At 53.3% G+C, this 19,993-nt stretch carries 16 protein-coding genes; 10 read left to right on the top strand and 6 right to left on the bottom strand.

Annotated features, from left to right (window positions below; genetic code table 11):
- Positions 1–13 precede the first annotated feature (13 nt).
- The 6 genes from ACTF5M_RS02750 (at position 14) to ACTF5M_RS02775 (ending at position 9,038) form a co-directional block, all read left to right on the top strand.
- On the top strand, positions 14–1,465 hold the full coding sequence (locus ACTF5M_RS02750; protein WP_438959567.1) for a PLP-dependent aminotransferase family protein: 1,452 nt from the start codon (positions 14–16) through the stop codon (positions 1,463–1,465).
- An 86-nt stretch (positions 1,466–1,551) separates the two neighbouring features.
- On the top strand, positions 1,552–3,324 hold the full coding sequence (gene xsc / locus ACTF5M_RS02755; protein ID WP_438959568.1) for a sulfoacetaldehyde acetyltransferase: 1,773 nt from the start codon (positions 1,552–1,554) through the stop codon (positions 3,322–3,324).
- Positions 3,325–3,455: 131 nt separating this feature from the next.
- Entirely contained in the window at positions 3,456–4,394 is a 939-nt protein-coding gene (locus ACTF5M_RS02760; protein ID WP_438959569.1) for a phosphate acyltransferase, read from the top strand.
- Between the two features lie 54 nt (positions 4,395–4,448).
- Complete coding sequence (locus ACTF5M_RS02765; protein ID WP_438959570.1) at positions 4,449–7,271, top strand: molybdopterin oxidoreductase family protein; 2,823 nt, start codon at positions 4,449–4,451, stop codon at positions 7,269–7,271.
- A gap of 142 nt (positions 7,272–7,413) precedes the next feature.
- Positions 7,414–8,169 (top strand): 4Fe-4S dicluster domain-containing protein, encoded by a 756-nt coding sequence (locus ACTF5M_RS02770; RefSeq protein WP_438959571.1) that lies wholly within the window; start codon positions 7,414–7,416, stop codon positions 8,167–8,169.
- On the top strand, positions 8,169–9,038 hold the full coding sequence (locus ACTF5M_RS02775) for a dimethyl sulfoxide reductase anchor subunit family protein (RefSeq protein ID WP_438959572.1): 870 nt from the start codon (positions 8,169–8,171) through the stop codon (positions 9,036–9,038). The genes ACTF5M_RS02770 and ACTF5M_RS02775 overlap by 1 nt, the downstream gene beginning before the upstream one ends.
- 228 nt (positions 9,039–9,266) lie before the next feature.
- On the opposite strand, the gene ACTF5M_RS02780 is transcribed toward ACTF5M_RS02775, so the two are convergent.
- The 4 genes from ACTF5M_RS02780 to ACTF5M_RS02795 form a co-directional block, all read right to left on the bottom strand.
- Positions 9,267–10,148, bottom strand: a complete 882-nt coding sequence (locus ACTF5M_RS02780; RefSeq protein ID WP_391483129.1) for a carbohydrate ABC transporter permease — start codon at positions 10,146–10,148, stop codon at positions 9,267–9,269.
- 15 nt (positions 10,149–10,163) lie between these two features.
- Entirely contained in the window at positions 10,164–11,189 is a 1,026-nt protein-coding gene (locus ACTF5M_RS02785) for a carbohydrate ABC transporter permease (RefSeq protein ID WP_438959573.1), read from the bottom strand.
- An 82-nt stretch (positions 11,190–11,271) separates the two neighbouring features.
- On the bottom strand, positions 11,272–12,525 hold the full coding sequence (locus tag ACTF5M_RS02790; protein WP_438959574.1) for an ABC transporter substrate-binding protein: 1,254 nt from the start codon (positions 12,523–12,525) through the stop codon (positions 11,272–11,274).
- Positions 12,526–12,610: 85 nt separating this feature from the next.
- On the bottom strand, positions 12,611–13,660 hold the full coding sequence (locus tag ACTF5M_RS02795; RefSeq protein ID WP_438959615.1) for an ABC transporter ATP-binding protein: 1,050 nt from the start codon (positions 13,658–13,660) through the stop codon (positions 12,611–12,613).
- A 122-nt stretch (positions 13,661–13,782) separates the two neighbouring features.
- Here ACTF5M_RS02795 and ACTF5M_RS02800 point away from each other — a divergent pair, with 122 nt between their 5' ends.
- Positions 13,783–14,742: an ester cyclase gene (locus ACTF5M_RS02800; RefSeq protein ID WP_438959575.1), complete on the top strand. Its 960-nt coding sequence runs from the start codon at positions 13,783–13,785 to the stop codon at positions 14,740–14,742.
- Positions 14,743–14,807: 65 nt separating this feature from the next.
- Here the strand turns inward: ACTF5M_RS02800 and ACTF5M_RS02805 are convergent, their stop codons facing one another.
- Together ACTF5M_RS02805 and ACTF5M_RS02810 are read right to left on the bottom strand one after the other, a co-directional pair.
- A complete protein-coding gene (locus ACTF5M_RS02805) occupies positions 14,808–15,863 on the bottom strand; it encodes an ABC transporter ATP-binding protein (protein WP_438959576.1) in 1,056 nt (351 codons plus the stop codon).
- Positions 15,864–15,878: 15 nt separating this feature from the next.
- Positions 15,879–16,667: an IclR family transcriptional regulator gene (locus ACTF5M_RS02810; RefSeq protein ID WP_438959577.1), complete on the bottom strand. Its 789-nt coding sequence runs from the start codon at positions 16,665–16,667 to the stop codon at positions 15,879–15,881.
- 145 nt (positions 16,668–16,812) lie between these two features.
- Here ACTF5M_RS02810 and ACTF5M_RS02815 point away from each other — a divergent pair, with 145 nt between their 5' ends.
- The 3 genes from ACTF5M_RS02815 (at position 16,813) to ACTF5M_RS02825 (ending at position 19,992) form a co-directional block, all read left to right on the top strand.
- Positions 16,813–18,078 (top strand): ABC transporter substrate-binding protein, encoded by a 1,266-nt coding sequence (locus ACTF5M_RS02815; RefSeq protein ID WP_438959578.1) that lies wholly within the window; start codon positions 16,813–16,815, stop codon positions 18,076–18,078.
- Positions 18,079–18,217: 139 nt separating this feature from the next.
- The gene (locus ACTF5M_RS02820) at positions 18,218–19,144 is read left to right on the top strand and encodes a carbohydrate ABC transporter permease (protein WP_438959579.1); all 927 of its coding nucleotides are present in this window, start codon (positions 18,218–18,220) and stop codon (positions 19,142–19,144) included.
- The gene (locus tag ACTF5M_RS02825; protein ID WP_048598913.1) at positions 19,144–19,992 is read left to right on the top strand and encodes a carbohydrate ABC transporter permease; all 849 of its coding nucleotides are present in this window, start codon (positions 19,144–19,146) and stop codon (positions 19,990–19,992) included. The genes ACTF5M_RS02820 and ACTF5M_RS02825 overlap by 1 nt, the downstream gene beginning before the upstream one ends.
- Position 19,993: the final 1 nt, after the last annotated feature.

A 19,993-nucleotide genomic window follows, 5' to 3' on the forward strand; every position in this document is an offset into this window, starting at 1 on the left:
AAGGCCAGATTACATGGCATTGCCCGTCGAAACATTTTTTCTGAACAGTACCACACAAGGCACGCTTAAGGCACAAATCCAGCAGATGGTCGCCGAAGGCATTCTGTCTGGGCGCTTTAAACCAGGTGAGAAGCTACCCTCTTCACGCAAACTCGCCACGCATCTAGGTGTCAGCCGAATTACGGTGACCCTTGCCTATACCGACTTGCTGGCTGACGATTATATCGTCGCGCGCGGCAGGTCCGGATATTACGTCTCGGAAAATGCGCCGCAACCACCAGAGATGCCATCACTTAGACCCACAAACGACGCGGTCGAATGGTCACGCGTCTTGGCGCACCGCAACAGCGACGTGCCTCAATTGGCCAAGCCTGCCGACTGGCAACGCTACCAATACCCATTCATCTACGGACAAGCGGACCCTACGCTATTTGATCGCGCCAACTGGCGGCTGTGCGCATTACAAGCACTCGGTAAGCGCGATTTTGACGCATTAACAACAGATTACGTTGATCAAGACGATCCAAAATTGATCGAATTCATCGCACGTCACACCCTGCCCCGCAGGGGTATCAAAGCGCGCCCAGATGAAATTCTGGTCACAATGGGTGCTCAAAACGCGCTATGGCTGTCCGCACAACTGCTACTAACACAGCGTCGCAACGCGGTGATGGAAGAGCCCTGCTATCCGGGCCTGCGGGACATCCTGATGCAGAGCAGGTGCAACCTTCACCACATCCCAGTGGATGAAGACGGGCTGCCGCCAGATTTACTTCCCAAAGACATTGATGTGGTTTTTTGCACCCCCTCACATCAATGCCCCACCACAGCCTCAATGCCGCTTGAACGTAAAACAGAACTGCTTAATCGCGCCGCATCAGAGGACTTTTTGATCGTAGAAGACGACTACGAATTTGAGATGTCATTTCTGAAGGCTCCCTCTCCTGCGCTGAAGTCACTCGATCAGGACGGACGGGTAATCTATATCGGCTCATTCTCAAAATCGCTGGCGCCAGGTTTGCGGCTTGGCTACATGGTCGGCCCCGCGCCCTTTATCAAACAGGCTCGCAAGCTGCGCGCATCGGTTCTGCGTCACCCCCCGGGGCAAATTCAACGCACTGCTGCGTACTTTTTGTCCCTCGGACACTACGACGCACTGATCAAACGTATGTCCAAGGCATTTTATCGCCGCCGCATGGAAATGGAAAAAGCGATTGATCATAATGGCTTAACTGTTTCCGGTCGCGGTGCGTTTGGCGGATCTAGCATTTGGATGAAAGCTGAAAACAGGCACAATACAATGGAATTAGCCCGCGCACTAAAGCCCCAAGGCGTTTTGATTGAACCCGGTGGTCCGTTCTTTTTGCAAAAAGAGGACCGCGTTTGTCATTATCGTCTCGCGTATTCGTCAATTCCCGAGGAACGGATCGCAAAAGGCATTGAAATACTGGCCGCGGCAATCTGACTGGACTTAATTGAGCACAAAACTGGACCTACTCAGAGGTTCACGAATCCGAGTATGTTGCCCTCAAATTAAAAGGAGACTGCCTCATGAAAATGACTACGGAAGAAGCGTTCGTCAAAACGCTGCAATCGCACGGCATCCGCCACGCATTTGGCATCATCGGTTCAGCCATGATGCCCATCTCAGATTTGTTCCCTAAATCTGGCATCAAATTCTGGGACTGTGCGCACGAAGGCAGCGCAGGCTTCATGTCTGACGGCTACACACGCGTCACTGGTGAAGTCTCCATGATGATTGCGCAGAACGGCCCAGGCATCACGAACTTCGTGACGGCTGTGAAAACCGCGTATTGGAACCACACACCATTGCTTTTGGTTACACCGCAGGCAGCGAACAAAACAATCGGCCAAGGTGGTTTCCAAGAAGTTGAGCAGATGAAGCTGTTCGAAGACATGGTTGCTTACCAAGAAGAAGTACGCGACCCGAGCCGCGTTGCCGAAGTACTTGCTCGCGTCATCTCAAAAGCAAAGCGTCTTTCAGGCCCTGCACAGATCAACATCCCGCGTGACTACTGGACACAGATTGTTGACATCGAAATCCCTGAGCCAATCGATTTTGAAGTCTCACCAGGCGGCGAGACATCAGTTGCAAAAGCCGCTGAGATTATCTCAAACGCGAAAAACCCAGTTATCCTGAATGGTGCTGGCGTTGTTCTGTCAAAAGGCGGCATCGATGCGTCTATTGCATTGGCTGAACGTCTCGACGCACCAGTTTGTGTAGGCTACCAGCACAACGATGCATTCCCAGGCTCGCACCCATTGTTTGCAGGTCCATTGGGCTACAACGGCTCAAAAGCAGGCATGGAACTGATTTCCGAAGCCGACGTTGTTTTGTGCCTCGGCACACGCCTGAACCCGTTCTCCACACTCCCTGGTTACGGCATTGATTACTGGCCAGCAGACGCGAAAATCATTCAGGTCGACATCAACCCAGATCGCATTGGTTTGACCAAGAAAGTAACTGTGGGCATCGTCGGTGACGCAGCCAAAGTTGCAAAAGGTATCTTGGGCCAGCTGGACGCATCTGCAGGCGACGCAGGCCGCGAAGAGCGCAAAGCAACAATTGCGCAGACGAAATCAGCGTGGGCACAGCAACTGGCCTCCATGGATCACGAAGACGACGATCCAGGCACAACTTGGAACCAGCGCGCACGTGATGCAAAGCCTGACTGGATGTCCCCTCGTATGGCGTGGCGTGCTATCCAAGCCGCTCTGCCACGCGAAGCAATTATCTCTTCAGACATCGGCAACAACTGTGCAATCGGTAACGCCTACCCAGACTTCGACGAAGGCCGTAAGTACCTTGCACCTGGCCTGTTCGGCCCATGTGGATACGGTTTGCCTGCAATCGTTGGTGCGAAAATCGGCCAACCAGATGTTCCGGTCGTTGGTTTTGCAGGTGACGGCGCGTTCGGTATCGCAGTGAACGAATTGACTGCTATCGGCCGCGGCGACTGGCCTGCAGTTACGCAGATCGTGTTCCGCAACTACCAGTGGGGTGCTGAAAAGCGCAACTCAACCTTGTGGTTCGACGATAACTTCGTCGGCACTGAGCTGGACACCGAAGTTTCGTATGCGGGCATCGCCAACGCATGTGGCCTCAAAGGTGTTGCAGCGCGCACAATGGAAGAACTCACAGATGTGCTAAACACAGCGATCAAAGCGCAGATGGAAGACGGTGTTACGACATTGATCGAAGTCATGCTGAACCAAGAACTGGGCGAGCCTTTCCGTCGCGACGCGATGAAAAAGCCGGTCGCAGTAGCGGGCGTCTCAGCATCTGATATGGCTGCTGAATAAGCACACCGCCGCATCGCTAAACATTACCCGCCTCAGGAAACTGAGGCGGGTTTTGAGGTGAAAAGACATGGAAAAGATTTGTGCATGCACAGATGCCTTCGACCATGCGGAGCAACGGGAACAAACGCGCTATGGCAAAGACAAACAATTTTCTGAGCACAAACTCTGTCGTTTGCCCACCAGAGTTACTGCGCCAAGCCCAAGCCGCCCCCACACCGCGCGTCGCCATTGCCCGCGCCGGTGCAGCACTGCCGATGGAAGCCGCCCGCGACGCCACACAAGCTGGCATCATGGAGCCTGTGTTTACGGGCGAGCGCGCTTTGATCGAAGCCGAAGCGGATAAGCTGAATTGGGACATCTCTGCGTTTGAATTGATTGAGGCGGAGGGCGAAGAAGCATCAGGAAAGGCTGCAGCATTTGCCTGTGGCGAGGGCCGCGCGGATGTTTTGATGAAGGGGCACCTGCATACCGATGTTTTCATGAAATCCGCCCTGAACCGCGATGCTGGCCTGCGCGCGGGCAAGCGATTGGTTCATATTTTCCACATCGGTCACCCAAACGGCGGTGCGCTGACCATCTCGGATGCCGCCGTAAACGTCAGCCCCAACATGGAAACTCGCCAAGACGCCACACGCGAAGTGGTGCGCCTGTTGCATTTACTCGGCACTGATCGTCCCAAAGTTGCGTTTTTAAGCGCTACTGAAAGCGTGATCCCCTCCGTCCCTTCATCCGTTGATGCCTCCGAGCTTGCCACATGGGCGAAAGGCGAGATCACGAATGCTGATTTCTCCGGACCACTGGCCATGGATCTTATCCTGTCGCCTGAAGCCGTTGCGGCCAAAAAACTGATGGATGATCCGGTCGCGGGCCAAGCCGACGCGATCATCGTCCCTGACATTGTTTCAGGAAACGCCATCTTCAAATCTGCCGTTTACATGGCCGGTGGGTGTGCTGCGGGCATCGTGATGGGGGCGGCTGTTCCTATCTTGCTGACCTCTCGTGCCGATCCACCTGCCGCGCGCATGGCATCCGCTGCCCTTGCCGCAATTGTAACCGCCGCCAACAAATGACCCATGGACCGCAGCACCGCGCTGTACATCCAAAACCGACCCTGAGGAGGAATTATGGGATTTAATCAGCCAGTCGTGGACACGTCCCCGAAAGTTAGCGACGAAGTCCGTAAAACCACCTGCTATATGTGCGCCTGCCGTTGCGGCATCAATGTGCACATGAAGGAAGGCAAAGTTGCCTATATCGAAGGCAACAAAGACCACCCTGTAAACCAAGGTGTGCTCTGCGCCAAGGGCTCGGCCGGTATTATGCAGGTCAACGCGCCTTCACGTCTGCGCGCGCCCATGAAACGGGTCGGCGAGCGTGGCTCTGGTGAGTTTGAAGAAATCACATGGGAAGAGGCCTATGACATTGCAGTGTCCAAGCTAAAGCCTATCCGCGACGAAGACCCTTCAAAACTGGCGTTCTTTACGGGCCGTGACCAATCACAGAGTTTCACGTCGCTTTGGGCCCAAGGTTTCGGCACGCCAAACTACGCAGCCCACGGTGGCTTCTGCTCGGTCAATATGGCTGCAGCCGGTATTTACACTATGGGCGGTGCTTTTTGGGAGTTTGGGCAACCAGATTGGGACCACACCAAAATGCTGATGATTTTCGGTGTTGCCGAAGACCATGACAGCAATCCAATCAAGATGGGTCTGGGCAAAATCAAAGCCCGCGGCGCCAAAGTTGTTGGCGTCAATCCAATCCGCTCAGGGTATAACGCCGTTGCAGATGAGTGGGTCGGCATCACACCGGGCACAGATGGCTTGTTCATCCTGTCGATGCTGCACTGCTTGATCAAAGCGGGTAAAATTGACCTTGATTATCTTTCACAATTCACAAACGCGCCGGTTCTTTTGGATGAAACCAACGGTAGCGCCGAAGAAGGTCTGTTCCTGAAAGACAAAGACGGCAAAGCGTTGGTCATCGACCGCAATACTGGCAAGCTTGCACCTTTTGATGGCCAGGGCGTTTATCCCGATCTTGCTGGCACACACCGCAAGGCAGGTGTCACACACCGCACCGTATTCCACCACATGATCGAGCGGTACATGTCCGAGGAATACACCCCCGAAGCAGTCGCAGAGCGGTGCGGTATTTCAGCAAAACGCATCCGCAAACTTGCCGCCGAATTAGCTGATGTCGCGTTTAACCAAGCGATTGAGCTAGATCGTCCTTGGACAGATTTCCGCGGCAAGAAGCATGATAAAATGGTGGGGCGGCCCGTTTCGTTCCACTCGATGCGCGGAATTTCAGCACATGCCAACGGCTTTCAAACCTGCCGCGCACTACACGTTTTGCAAATTATGCTCGGCTCTGTTGAAACGCCGGGCGGCATGCGGTTCAAACCGCCCTACCCCAAGCCAGCAACAGCGCACCCCAAACCGCACTGCAAAGTCACTCCGGGTGCTGCACTTGACGGGCCACACTTGGGCTTCACCCATGGGCCAGATGACCTTTGCTTGCGCGAAGACGGCACTGCCGCACGTATCGATAAAGCGTTTACATGGGAAAACCCCATGTCCTCGCACGGCATGATGCACATGGTAATTTCCAATGCCCATGCGGGCGATCCTTACAAGATTGATACGCTATTTATGTATATGGCGAACATGTCTTGGAACTCATCCATGAACACATCCGGTGTCATTGAGATGCTCACGGATAAAGATGAGGACGGCAATTACGTCATTCCGAACATCATCTATTCTGATGCGTACTCATCCGAGATGGTCGCTTATTCCGATCTGATCCTGCCCGATACGACCTATCTTGAGCGCCACGATTGCATCTCGCTTTTGGACCGGCCAATCTGTGAAGCCGACGCCGTGGCAGACGCTATTCGCTGGCCAGTTGTTGAGCCTGACCGCGACGTAAAGGGTTTCCAGTCAGCCCTTTGTGATCTTGGCGCACGTCTTGGATTGGCCGGTTTCGTGAATGAAGACGGCAGCCAAAAATACGAAGACTACGCCGACTACATCACCAATCACATCCGCCGTCCCGGTGTTGGCCCACTGGCGGGCTGGCGCGTAGGCGAAGACGGTCTGCAAGGTGGCCGCGGCGAAGTAAACGAAGCACAGCTTGATGCCTATATCGAAAACGGCGGCTTTTGGATGGAGCACGTCCCAGAGGACGCAGCCTACTACAAACCGTTCAACATGGGCTACCAAGATTGGGCCGTGAAGATGGGCTTCTTTGATGCAGTCCAGCCCTATATCTTCCAGCTTTATGTGGAGCCGATGCGTAAATTCCAACTGGCTGCCGAAGGCCACGGAGAGCGCCAACCACCAGAGCACCTGCGCGAGCGTATCAAACACACTCTCGACCCGCTTCCGATCTGGTATTCCAACGAGCCTGAGAACCTTGCGGACCAATACCCTGTCACGGCGCTGACACAGCGTCCTATGGCAATGTATCACTCGTGGGGCAGCCAGAACGCGTGGTTGCGCCAAATCCATGGCCACAACCCTCTCTATGTTCCGACCAAAATATGGGAAGAGAACGGTTTTGAAGAAGGCGATTGGGCCAAGGTTGTGTCTCCCCACGGCGAGATCGTTGTTCCAGTAGCACACATGGCTGCGCTCAATGACAACACCGTTTGGACATGGAACGCGATTGGTAAGCGTAAGGGCGCGTGGGCCCTTGAAGAGAACGCACCAGAAACGACCAAAGGCTTTTTGCTGAACCATCTCATCCACGAACTGCTGCCCGCAAACGGTGACGGTATGCGTTGGGCAAACTCTGATCCGATCACCGGTCAGGCCGCGTGGTTCGATCTTAAAGTGCGCATCGAAAAATCAGATGTTGCGGGGCAAACCCTACCTAATTTTGCGCCGCAAAAATCGCCTGTCGGCAAAGGCCCCAAAGACCTTGCATGGAAGCTGGGAAAATGAGCCCTGTAAAACTGACACTCTTAGGCGTTGCTGCCGCCATCGCAGTAATGGTTGGGTCTTTCATCTGGTTCGTTGCCACATGGGATGCCAGCAAAGAAGAACCCATCACCTATATATCACACACAACTCTGAGGGGGCTCGCATGACAACTCTGCCAACCCATACGAAAAAGAAACTGGGATTGGTCATTGACCTCGATACCTGCGTTGGCTGCCACGCCTGCGTGGTGTCCTGCAAAGGCTGGAACACCGAAAACTACGGCGCCCCCCTGTCCGATCAGGATGCGTACGGCGCCAACCCATCAGGTACGTTTCTGAACCGTGTTCACAGCTACGAAGTACAGCCCGAGGCAGGCCCTGCCCAACTGATCCACTTCCCCAAATCATGCCTGCATTGTGACGACGCACCGTGTGTCACCGTCTGCCCGACAGGTGCCAGCTACAAGCGTGTTGAAGACGGTATTGTTCTGGTAAATGAAGCTGACTGTATCGGTTGTGGTCTGTGCGCTTGGGCCTGCCCCTACGGAGCGCGGGAGTTGGACCAACAAGAAGGCGTCATGAAAAAATGTACCCTCTGCGTTGACCGGATTTACAATGAAAACCTGCCCGAAGAGGACCGCCAGCCCGCCTGCGTTCGGACCTGTCCTGCGGGTGCCCGTCACTTTGGCGATTTAGGTGACGAGAACTCAGACGTCTCAAAGCTTGTGGCTGAACGTGGCGGCGTTGATTTGATGCCAGAGCAAGGCACCAAACCTGTTAACAAATACCTGCCTCCTCGATTGAAGGATGACTATACCAACACCGGTGATATCGACATCCTCGCACCCCTTCTTGAGCCTGTTGCGCCAGATGCCAAAGGTATTCTGGGCTGGCTCGATAAAGCACTGGAGAAACTCTGATGCATCCAGCACCATCCATTATTCTATTCACAGTCCTTTCCGGCTTGGGCTTTGGGCTGATGATTTTCTTGGGGCTGGGCATGCCATCCCCCACGGGTCTTTCGGCGTTCATCTGGTTCGCTATTGCCTATCTTCTTGCCGTTGGTGGGATCATCTCTTCGACATTCCATCTCGGGAACCCGAAGAACATTCTCAAGTCCTTCAGCCAGTGGCGCACAAGCTGGCTCTCACGCGAGGGATGCCTTGCGGTGGCGACACTGCTTGTCATGGGCATTTACGGAGCGGCGTTAGTCTTTTTGAACATGCGCATTCCTTTGCTTGGCTACGTTGGATCAGCGCTTGCGTTGGCAACCGTTTACGGCACGTCCATGATCTATGCACAGCTCAAGACCGTGCCCCGTTGGAACCATCCTACCACCTCAGTCATGTTCATCGCTTACGCTGTTTCAGGCGGTGCACTGCTTGCTGGACAAGTCAGCCTGGCTGTTTGGTTTTTGCCTGCCGCGGCCCTCTTGCAGCTTTTCATTTTCTTGACCGCCGATGACCGCTTTAGCGCCGCGGGCAGTACAATCGCGTCGGCTACACAGCTGGGCAACATCGGGTCTGTCCGCCAGTTCGAACCGCCCCACACAGGCAGCAACTATCTTATGAAAGAAATGATCCACATCGTGGGGCGCAAACATGCTGTGAAGCTACAAATCATCTCGGTTGTGCTGTTGTTCACACCTATGTTGCTTTTGCTTTTGCCCTTTAATCACGCTCTCGCACTGGTCGCGGTGTTGGCGCACGTGGCCGGTGTCATCGTTGCGCGCTGGTTGTTTTTTGCACAAGCAGAGCATGTTGTCGGGCTTTACTACGACAAGCGCTAAGGGGGCTGTAGCTTCAAACACTCTTACTAACAAAAAACCTTAGGCGGCCTTTTATGGGACCGCCTTTTTGCTGCGCGCGTGACATCTTGGACAGGACGAAGACAGTAAGAGATAGAACGCGACAATGCTCTGCAAGACATCGCCCACCTCCCCCACACACCAACAAAAAAGCAGGCCGGATGAACCAACCTGCTTTTGCTGTCTTCATGAGCTTTACTGGATACGAGATTAGCCCTTTACGGCACCCGCTGTCAGGCCGCTCACGATCTGACGCTGGAAGAACATCACTAAGATGAACAGCGGTACCGTGGCTGAAACAACAGCTGCAACAGCGAACATCACGTTTCCTTCGGTCTGGGTGGTCCCCAGGAACGAGGCGATTTTCGGCACCATTGTCTGGTTCTCTTTGCTCAGCAACATCGCAGTAACCGCAAAGTCATTGTAGGCCAGCAGGAAGCTAAACAGACCCGTTGTAATAACACCCGGCCACATCACGGGGATGATCACATGGCGGAAGGCTTGAAACTGGGTACAGCCATCCACCTTAGCACTTTCGTCCAGTTCCTTCGGAATTTTCTGGAAAAAGCTATGAAGCATCCATAATGTGAACGGCTGGTTAATAGCGACCAACACAATGATTGATGTGGGTAGGATTCCCCAGAGGTTCCATTCAAAAAACGGAAGCAGATACCCTGACACCAACGTGATGGGCGGCATAGCGCGGAAAATCAGCGCAATGATCAGCAACCAAAACGTGTACTTAAAGCCTGACCGCGAAAGCGCGTAACCACCAAGCGTCCCGATGGTCAGCGATGTGCAGACCACGAAAAAGCACACGATGAACGTGTTCAAAACAGCGCGCCAGAACTCTTCTTGTATCCACGCACCTTCATAGCCCGCGCCAGTAAGCGAGCTGCCATATGTGGCTTCTGTGCGCGGACCAAACAACGCATCTTTCCAATTGGTGATTGAGAAGAAGTCCAATTCAACTTTGAATGACCCCCAAAGCGTCCAAAGAAATGGGAACGCCGCCATCATCAACCAGATACCGATAAAGGCATAAATAGCGATGCGAAGGCCGAGGGGCTGTTGTGTCGCTTTCGAGCTCATATTTGATCCCTTTCCTTAAGTCTTGGCGTTGAAGTCGCGCCAAGTGCGGACCAATACAGGTGACAACAAAATTGCGACGCCGATAATCGTAAGTACTGACGTTGCAGCAGCAGAGGACAGCAAGCGCGTCTCACCACCCAAGTCGTTGTAGATGATCCAACTAAGCGAAGTCGCGTGCGCTTCGGCGTTAAAGCCCACAATCGGTTCAAAGACGCGGAAGTTATCCATCAATTGGATCAAGGCCACGAACGTCACAAGCGGCATCAAATGCGGGATCACAACGTAGCGGATTTGCTGCCAGCGGCTCGCACCATCAATCATAGCGGATTCCAATGTATCTTGGGGCAATGTTTGCAGGCCTGCGTAGAAGACAACGAAGGCAAATGGTGCTGAGTGCCAGACACCATAAACCATCAGAGTGATCCATGTGAGTGCTGTGTTGGCCTTCAATGACAGGTCTGGATCATCGGCAAGGAATTGGATCGCGCTACCAAGCACGCCGCGGCTGTCGATCATCCAAAACAGAATGAGTGAGCCAATCAACGGCGTCACAATCATTGGCAGTAGTGAAAAGAAAATCACAAGGCCCTTAAGATGGCGGTGCAGCGAGTTAACCCCAACCGCGATGGCAAAGCCAAGAACGATCAAAAGCGGCGTCACAACAAATGTATAGGTAAGCGTGAAGTACATAGCGCGGTAGAATGGCAGGTTCTTCAGCCCGTCGAAAAAGCCACCAATGCTTTCGCGCCCAGACCACAAGGCAGCCACTTCATTCACTGCAAGGTGTCCACGATCAAGATAAATAGAGAGGCCCGCAAACCGGCCCAAAGGCTCGGCTAATTTTAGGGCGGCGGTCGCCTCTTGGTCGATTGATGTTTCAGTCGTACAGCCAAAGGGGCCACAATTCTCAACGGTCAAAAGGACCGCCTCATGAGGCGTAAACAAAGATTGGATCACAACTGAGATAATTGGAAACGCGATAAACAAAAGCATCGCTAATGCTGTCGGCAGGAAAAACCAAAAGAACGTTTTATGCTTCATCTATTAAGGTCCTCAACGGCCGTCAGTATCGTAAATAAAAAGGGGCGGGACCGCGATTGGTCCCGCCCGAAAGTCATAGCTCTTAGTTCAAGAAGCCCTGCTCTTTAGCAGCAGCTGTGTAGGCTGCTTCAACGTCTGACAACGCTTGCTCTGCGCTTTCTTTACCCTGCATGAAGTCTGAAAGCTCTGCACCAAGTGCGGAGTGCAACAGACCTTGGTAAGGCACCATTGGGTATGGCACTGAGTTAGCTGCAGCAGCTGCAAATACGCCTTTGGCTGCTTCAGTTGGCTCATAGCCATCAATCAACCAAACAGCTTGTGTCGCAACTTCTGCATCGTCGAGGATCGCTGGTTCAATCGCTTTTGTAAGCGCTTTGAATGTTGCCGTTGCGTCTTCGTCAGAGATGTTTTTGGACACTGTCCAACCGTCCCACCACAGTGTTGTTGCAGGTGTATCACCGCCAGCAACAGTCATAGGGCCCGCAATCGCAAAACCGTCAACCACTTCTTGTGGCACACCTTCTTCGGTAACAAGACCAGCTGCACGGCTGCCCCACATGTTCATCATTGCAACGTTGCCCGCACGGTATTCGGCGTTTGTTGCGTTTGAGTCATGTGTGAGGAAGTCGGGTGACATGTACTCTGAAAGTGACTTCAACATGGTCAGCGTCGCGACGCCTTTTTCGTTGTTGATGTCTACTTCGGCTGAACCCGGCTTAAAGAACTCGCCGCCGTGGCCGATGTACATGTTGTTGAACTCCTGTGCGAGGTTCCAACCAGCTTTGTATGCGCCGCCAAGTGGGTTTTCCAAGATGCCCATGTCGCGGATCTTTTTCGCACCGGCCAGCATTTCTTCGTATGTTGTTGGCACTTCAACGCCAGCTTCTTCAAGAACATCCGCGCGGTACACCAGGTGCTGCGCGTTTGCCATGAAAGCAACTGCCATAACTTTGCCGTTCACGGTGATCAGCTGGTTTTTCTTGAGGTCTTGGCCGTACTCGGCAACCAGATCGTCAAGCGGGCGGATGACGTCTTCGTTCATCAATGCCACGATAGATGAGTTGGCAACGATTGCTGATGTGTACTCAGCAGGGTTGGATGTCATGCCAGCGACGTTGATCTTTTGGTGGTCCGCAGTAAGGTTTGTTTTCACCTCAACGTTGTCGTTTGCACATGCGACAGCACCTGCACCAACAGTTTGGATCGCTGGGAATTCGTTACCAACAATGTTTACACGACCTGCATCAATGCCGCAGTTCGAGTGGCCAGCGGCTTGCGCCGCAGCCGTAGCAGCGATGGAAATCGCCACCGCAGTTGTAATTTTTTTCAGAAACATAAGTCTCTCCCTGTTTGCTTTAAAAGGGCAGCGAGCCACCCAATTGACGCCCCACAATTGACTGCGGAGACATTTATTAGAAGGCTTACGCCTCCAATCGCTCACCAGTGTCCGAACGGAACAGGTGACAAATTTCTGCAGATATCGACACCGCAACCGGTGCGCCAATCTCTGTCCGGTAGTCTTTGCTGGCCTTCACATTAACCAACGCCCCACCAATACGGATAGCGACCATTGTTGCGTCGCCCAACAACTCCATGGTGTAGGCAGGCGCGTTCGCATCGCCCTTGCCGTCCACAACAGACGCATCTTCGGCGCGGAAACCCAAAGTGATCGGCCCATCAGGTGCTGTCAGTCCGCCGACCGAAATACCATCGGCACTAAAGACGCCCGCCTTCATTTCACCTTCAACAAGGTTCATCGCAGGCGAGCCGATGAAGCTGGCCACAAATGTGTTTGCTGGCGCGTCGTAAATATCAGTTGGCGTACCAACCTGCTGAACAACACCCTGCTTCATAACAACAACGCGGTCCGCAAGTGTCATCGCCTCAATCTGATCGTGCGTGACGTAAATGGTCGTTACCTTAAGTTCGTGACTAAGGTTCTTGATCTGCGCACGGGTCGAGACGCGCAGCTTTGCGTCAAGGTTGGATAGCGGCTCGTCCATCAAGAAGACATTCGGTTCACGCACGATTGCACGCGCCAGCGCCACACGCTGTCGTTGACCGCCCGAAAGTTCCGCAGGCTTACGGTGCAAGAACGGCTCTAACTCAACCATCGCAGCTGCGCGCATCACACGCTCGTCGTGCTCTGCAGTTGGGACTTTGCGCACTTTTAACGGGAAGCGAATGTTGTCGTAGACATTCATGTTCGGGTAGAGACCGTAAGACTGGAACACCATCGAGATGTCACGGTCTTTTGGTTCAAGATCATTCACACGCTCGCCATCAATGATGATGTCACCCTCAGTGACGTCTTCGAGGCCAGCGATCATACGCATTGTCGTCGTCTTGCCGCAGCCAGATGGCCCGAGGAGGACGAGAAACTCCTGATCAGCGATCGTTAGGTCGAAATTCTGAACCCCAACAAAACTACCCCACCGCTTACCAACATTCTTAAGCTGAATTTCAGCCATCACTTCCCCCTGCATCGTGGCCCGTGCGCCATTTTTGCACACGTTTGCAAAAAGGCTAGACTCGAGATGCTCTATTTGCAATTCGCTTTTTACACAAACAGCAAAAAACGCGAGATGCGCCGATGACCGTTGATCCAAGAAACGCTCTGCAAACCTTGTGGACAGCAGGCGACGGAGCAGATGTTATCGCTGAAGATGCCGTATTTTCAGTAGCTTGGCCTGTGAACGAGTTAGTGGGGCGCGACGCGATTTTTGAAAGCTTCATCACACCCATCCGCAATGCGCTTGCCGATGTTCATCGGCGCGACCTGATTTTTATCGGCGGGGACAATATTCGCGAACAAGGCGGGTACTGGTGTGCCGCGGTCACTCATTACGTTGGCAACTTCACCAAGCCTTTATTCGGGTTGCTGCCTTCCGATTCTTTGGTGTTTTTGCGCACAGGTGAATTCTACCACATTGAAAACGGTCAGATTACAGAAGCCAAAATCATCTTTGATTTGCCCGATGTTATGCACCAAGCGGGCTGCCTTCCCCTGCCCTCACTGGGAACTGAGATTACATTTCCTGCCCCCGCCACACAGGATGGCCTTTGCCCGCAAACCGAAGGCGGCGATGCATCCCTAAATGTTGTGCAGCGGATGTTGGGCGCGCTTCATGTCTTTGACCCCGTCACCAAAACAAGCGCGAGCCAGACTGGCGAAGACGGCACATGGGCCGACGACATGATGTGGTACGGACCTGCCGGGATCGGGTCAAACTACCGCTGGGAAGGGTTTAGCAAAGATCACCGCGTGCCATTCCTTGATGCGTTTCCTGACCGCAAAGGTGGGAACCACTACTGCCGCATCGGGGATGCAAACTATGCTGCCGTTAGCGGCTGGCCGTCGATGACCATGACGTTTCAGGGCGACTATCTTGGCCAACCCGCCGATGGCCGCGCCCTTACCCTGCGCGTGATGGATTTCTACCGCGTCGCAGATAACCGCATCAAGGAAAACTGGGTAACATTGGACTACGGAGATCTGTTTGCGCAGATGGGTCGTGATCTGATCGCAGAGGCAAACGCACTGCGCAACTAAGTGTAAACAACAAAGGGCCGCCAAGCCAAACGGACCGGGGCGCTTTGATTTCCGGGCAGCTTTCTTTAACGAATACGCTCTTCCGATAGGCCGTCAAACACCATGACGCGATCCACGTCGAACGACAGGCCGACTAAATCGCCTTTGGCAGACCGGTGATCACCACGCTCCTCGACAACAATTTTTTCGCCCGTTTTTGAAGACAGATAGGCGTACGACACGCCGCCGAGTGCTTCGGTCAACTCAACCGTAAATGTATCACCATCGACAATCTGCGCGTGCTCGGGGCGCAGCCCAAGGCTAACCGCAGTGCCGTTTGAAGGTTGCTCAACAGATAGCTTCATATTCGTGCCAAACGCAGGCACGTCGAAGCCGTCTTTGATTGCCGTGCCATTCACAAAATTCATCGCGGGCGAGCCGATAAAGCCAGCCACAAATTTATTGTCAGGATCGCGGTAAAGGTCCATGGGCGCGCCCACTTGCTCAATTCGGCCTAAACGCAGCACAACGATCTTATCCGCAAGCGTCATCGCCTCGACCTGATCGTGAGTAACGTAGATCATGGTGGCGCCGATTTCTTCGTGCAGACGTGCGATTTCCACACGCATTTCAACGCGCAATTCTGCGTCCAGGTTGGAAAGCGGCTCATCGAAAAGAAATACTTCGGGCCCACGTACAATCGCACGGCCAATCGATACCCGCTGACGTTGCCCACCTGAAAGCGCGGCTGGCTTGCGAGCAAGGTACTCATCCAGCTTCAAAATGCGCGACGCCTCAGCAACCTTTTGTTCAATCTCGGCTTTGGGATGGCCGTTCATTTTCAGGCCGAATCCCATGTTTTCTTTGACAGTCATGTGCGGGTAAAGCGCGTAGGTCTGAAATACCATCGAGACACCACGAAGCGATGGATCGAGCCGCGTCACATCACGGGGCCCAATGCTGATCTGTCCTTCAGTGGTTTCCTCAAGACCTGCCACCATCCGAAGCAACGTAGATTTGCCACAGCCAGAGGGGCCAACAAAAACGCAGAATTCGCCATCTTGGATATCCAGATCAATCCCGTGAATGACCTGCGTTTCGCCGTAGCGCTTGATGACGTTGTTTAGCTTAACACCAGACATGACTTAATCCTCTACCTATTGGGCAACTGTGTCAGGGAAGCGCCAGTCTTGCACCTCAGCTGCAATCGCTGTTGTTGTTTGTTGTATGCGCGGCACAAGCTGCTCAAGCGCTGCCAGATTTGTGCGCGCAGTGGTCGATGTGACAGACAGCGCACCAAGCACGCGCCCCCGTTCGCTTAAAATGGGGCACGCCACACAAATGATGGTTGGCTCGTGTTCTTCGCGGTCAAATCCGTATCCGTGGGCGCGAATTTCTGCCAGTTGGGCTCGCAAGGAGGCCTCATCAGTCAGGGTGTGCTCCGTGAATTTATGAAACAATTGCAGCGGCATGATCTGGCTCAGCGTTTCTTCCGGGAGGTGCGCAAGCATGGCTTTGCCGACACCTGTGCAATACGCAGGCCCCACTTTGCCAGCGGATGAATACATCTCCACCGGTTCTGCCATGTTGCGCTTATCCACGTACAACACTTGCGCCTGATCCAGCTGCGCGAGGTGAACCGTTTCACCTGTTTCAGCGGCAAGCGCATCCAAATGCGGGCGCGCAATTGGTGCCAATGATGACGTCCGCCACGCCGCATGGGCCAAACGAACAAGCCGCACACCAAGCGAATAGCTCTGTCGATCAGGGTCGAACACCAACATGCCCTCGCGGGTCAAAGTTTGCATAAGGCGGTACAGCGTCCCCTTGGGGTAGGGCGATGCGGCAAGCAGCTCTGCAAACCGAACGGGCCGATTGAACTCGGCTACGCGGTCGAGCACATCGAGCGCCTTGCCAACTGTTCCGCCACTCGCGTCCACGTTCATGATCACTTTCCTCCCAAGCGGGCTGACAACTTGCGACAGCCCTGTTGACAAGCCTATGCGAGTCGGCGTTATCATTTCAATATGTAAAACGTGGTTTCAAATAATGAAACCAAATACATAGTTGGAAGCACCTAGGGAGGATACCATGCGTTCCATTTTGAAAGCGTCTGTAGCGGCGCTTGGATTTGCTGCACTTGCAACCGGCGCCGTCGCTGACGGCCACGGTAAGAAATTGTCAGGCAATCTGCGAATTATCTCTGACATGTCAAACCCTGCGCCTCGCGCAGTTATGGAAGGTCTTGCCAAAGAATTTGGCGAAAAGCACCCAGACCTGAACATTGATCTGGAAATCGTTGACCGCGAAGCGTGGAAGACACAGATCCGTAACGCCCTGACAGCCAACGCACCTGACGTTGTGAACTGGTATGCGGCAAACCGGATGGGCCCTTACGTGAACGCGGGTCTTTTTGAAGACATCTCCGACATGTATGAAAACGGTGACCTGCCCGGCCTTGATGCCGTAAAAGGCGCGATGACCCTTGATGGCAAGCAGTGGGGCGTGCCCTATACATACTATCAGTGGGGTATGTACTACCGTGAAGACATGTTCAAAGAGTTGGGCCTAACTGAGCCAACCACCTTTGAAGAAGAACTCGCCAACTGCCAAAAAATCGTCGACTCAGGTAAGAAATGTTACGCAATCGGCACCAAGTTCCTTTGGACTGCAGGCGGCTGGTTTGACTACCTGAACATGCGGACAAACGGCTTCGATTTCCACATGCAGCTCGCACGTGGTGAAGTTGAATGGACCGATGCACGTGTCCGCGAGACTTTTGCAAACTGGCGCAAGATCATCGACATGGGCGGCTACATTGACGACCACCAGTCATACAGCTGGCAAGAAGCGCTTAAGTTCATGACAGACGGTGAAGCCGCGTCATATTTGATCGGTAACTTCGCTGTAGCACCAATGCGCGATGCAGGCCTTAGCGATGATCAGATTGATTTCTATCAGTTCCCACTGATCGATGCGTCCCTGCCACAAGGCGAAGATGCGCCAACTGATACGTTCCACATCCCGGCCAATGCGTCGAACAAAGATAACGCCCGTGCGTTCCTGCAGTTCGTCACATCCGCTGATGTGCAAACAAAAATCAACTCTGGCGACGCACTTGGTCAGCTTCCGGTTAACGCAGCTTCAAGCGTAGACGCGGATGAGTTCCTTGAGCAGGGTTTTGCAATGCTGTCCGGCAATGCCAAAGGCGGCGTAGCGCAGTTCTTCGACCGTGACTTCCCCGCAGAGATGGCAAGCGTTGGCATGGAAGGTCTGCAAGAGTTCATGGTATTCCCAGATAACCTTGACGATATCCTTGAGCGCCTCGAAGACGCGCGTCAGCGTATCTACAAGTAAACTAAATGTCGGAGGGCGGCCCAGCGCTGCCCTCCGACTTCTAACAACGCACTCAAGATCAGCTTTTTCGAAAATCCGCTTCCAAAGACACAATCGGCTTTTCGCATAAGGTGACCGACCCAGCCCGGAGGCGACCAACATGACGGCCTTGCCCGACCCCACATCGCAACCACAACGCAGCTGGTACAAGCGTAACGAGATCGCAGTGACCCCATGGCTGTTTTTGCTGCCGGGGATGTTTTTCTTTGCGTTCTACGTCATTTATCCGATCTTTCAGTCGTTCTGGATTTCATTTCATGAGTGGGACGGATTGGGCGAAAAAGTATGGGTGGGCACAGCAAATTACGAACGCCTTCTGGGTGGTGATCGCAAGTTTGAGACCTCTTTTTGGAACAACTTGAAATGGCTCTTTTTGTACTTGCTGGCTATTCCGGCAGGTCTGTCGATTGCGTTGCTGCTCAACCAAAAAGTACGCGGCATCCGGCTTTATAAATCGCTCTTTTTCTTTCCGTTCGTGTTGAGCCAAGTTGTTGTCGGTCTTGTATTTTCGTGGTTCTACCTTCCCCGCGAAGGATTACTGAACGCAATTCTCGCTGTGGTTGGCGCAGGCCCCGTTAATATCTTGGGTGATCCGTCAACCGCCACTTATGGTATTATTGCAGCCGGTCTATGGCCACAGACTGCCTATTGCATGATTTTGTATCTTACGGGCCTGAACGCCGTAGACCCCGAACAAATTGAAGCCGCGCGCCTTGATGGCGCAAAGGGTCACCGCATGCTGTGGTATGTGGTGTTGCCCCAGCTGAAACCCGCCACGTTCATCGCCTTTGTGGTGACCATCATCGGCGCGCTACGTTCATTTGATTTGATCAGTGTTATGACCAATGGCGGCCCCTTCGGTTCAACCCGCGTCTTGAGTTTTTACATGTACGAGGAATCTCTCTCGGAGTTCGGCTTCCGCATGGGATACGGCGCAGCAATTGCCGTGGTCCTTTTCTTCATTATGCTGTTCTTTATCGTCTACTTTTTGTGGTCGATGTACCAAGATGAAAGAGGAGGCCGCTAATGTTTCCGACCCCAATCGAAAAGACATCGCGCACGTGGCAATTGACGTACCAAGGCCTTCTGCCAATTGTTTTACTAATCTGGCTTTTGCCGCTGATCGCCGTGGCAACGTTCTCTATCAAACCGTCTGCCGACTTCACAAATGGCAACTACTGGGGACTGCCAACATCGTTTGAGCTGTTCACGAACTACGGCAAAGTTTTCTTCGAAAGCGATATGCCCCGCTACATGATCAACTCTGTGCTGATCACTGTTCCCACTGTGATTGGCGCCGTTGCTCTTTCAAGCATGACTGGGTTTGCGCTTGGGGTTTACCGCTTCAAAGGCAACCTCGCGATCTTCTTCTTATTTATCGCAGGCAACTTTGTACCGTTCCAAATCTTGATGGTGCCAGTGCGGGATATCTCCGTGAACCTTGGACTTTATGACACCAAAGTCGGTTTGGTCCTTTTTCACATCGCGTTCCAAACGGGCTTTTGCACTTTGTTTATGCGCAACTTCATCAAAGCCCTACCATATGAATTAATCGAAGCCGCCCGCGTTGAAGGGATCGCAGAGTGGCGTATTTTCTGGTTTGTGGTTTTGCCCTTAATGAAGCCCGCCTTGGCCGCTTTGTCTGTGTTGATTTTTACTTTCATATGGAATGACTACTTCTGGGCAGTTGTGTTGACACAAGGTCCGGACGCGCAACCTGTCACTGCGGGGATCACCAGCTTTAACTCTCAATATCGTGCGGCATACCACCTAATGAGCGCTGGCTCTATTGTTGCTGCACTACCTCCTGTCGCGATGTTTTTCTTAATGCAAAAGCACTTCATCGCGGGGCTAACTCTCGGAGCTGTCAAATAGC

It is taken from the genome of Nereida sp., from assembly GCF_965655635.1.
Lineage (GTDB): Bacteria > Pseudomonadota > Alphaproteobacteria > Rhodobacterales > Rhodobacteraceae > Nereida.

What these genes read in the sequence shown, in the direction of transcription:
- ACTF5M_RS02780 (WP_391483129.1), bottom strand. Translation starts at nt 10,148, where the DNA reads ATGAGCTCGAAAGCGACACAACAGCCCCTCGGCCTTCGCATCGCTATT.
- xsc (WP_438959568.1), top strand. Translation starts at nt 1,552, where the DNA reads ATGAAAATGACTACGGAAGAAGCGTTCGTCAAAACGCTGCAATCGCAC.
- ACTF5M_RS02790 (WP_438959574.1), bottom strand. Translation starts at nt 12,525, where the DNA reads ATGTTTCTGAAAAAAATTACAACTGCGGTGGCGATTTCCATCGCTGCT.
- ACTF5M_RS02795 (WP_438959615.1), bottom strand. Translation starts at nt 13,660, where the DNA reads ATGGCTGAAATTCAGCTTAAGAATGTTGGTAAGCGGTGGGGTAGTTTT.
- ACTF5M_RS02785 (WP_438959573.1), bottom strand. Translation starts at nt 11,189, where the DNA reads ATGAAGCATAAAACGTTCTTTTGGTTTTTCCTGCCGACAGCATTAGCG.
- ACTF5M_RS02750 (WP_438959567.1), top strand. Translation starts at nt 14, where the DNA reads ATGGCATTGCCCGTCGAAACATTTTTTCTGAACAGTACCACACAAGGC.
- ACTF5M_RS02805 (WP_438959576.1), bottom strand. Translation starts at nt 15,863, where the DNA reads ATGTCTGGTGTTAAGCTAAACAACGTCATCAAGCGCTACGGCGAAACG.
- ACTF5M_RS02775 (WP_438959572.1), top strand. Translation starts at nt 8,169, where the DNA reads ATGCATCCAGCACCATCCATTATTCTATTCACAGTCCTTTCCGGCTTG.
- ACTF5M_RS02760 (WP_438959569.1), top strand. Translation starts at nt 3,456, where the DNA reads ATGGCAAAGACAAACAATTTTCTGAGCACAAACTCTGTCGTTTGCCCA.
- ACTF5M_RS02765 (WP_438959570.1), top strand. Translation starts at nt 4,449, where the DNA reads ATGGGATTTAATCAGCCAGTCGTGGACACGTCCCCGAAAGTTAGCGAC.
- ACTF5M_RS02800 (WP_438959575.1), top strand. Translation starts at nt 13,783, where the DNA reads ATGACCGTTGATCCAAGAAACGCTCTGCAAACCTTGTGGACAGCAGGC.
- ACTF5M_RS02770 (WP_438959571.1), top strand. Translation starts at nt 7,414, where the DNA reads ATGACAACTCTGCCAACCCATACGAAAAAGAAACTGGGATTGGTCATT.
- ACTF5M_RS02825 (WP_048598913.1), top strand. Translation starts at nt 19,144, where the DNA reads ATGTTTCCGACCCCAATCGAAAAGACATCGCGCACGTGGCAATTGACG.
- ACTF5M_RS02815 (WP_438959578.1), top strand. Translation starts at nt 16,813, where the DNA reads ATGCGTTCCATTTTGAAAGCGTCTGTAGCGGCGCTTGGATTTGCTGCA.
- ACTF5M_RS02820 (WP_438959579.1), top strand. Translation starts at nt 18,218, where the DNA reads ATGACGGCCTTGCCCGACCCCACATCGCAACCACAACGCAGCTGGTAC.
- ACTF5M_RS02810 (WP_438959577.1), bottom strand. Translation starts at nt 16,667, where the DNA reads ATGAACGTGGACGCGAGTGGCGGAACAGTTGGCAAGGCGCTCGATGTG.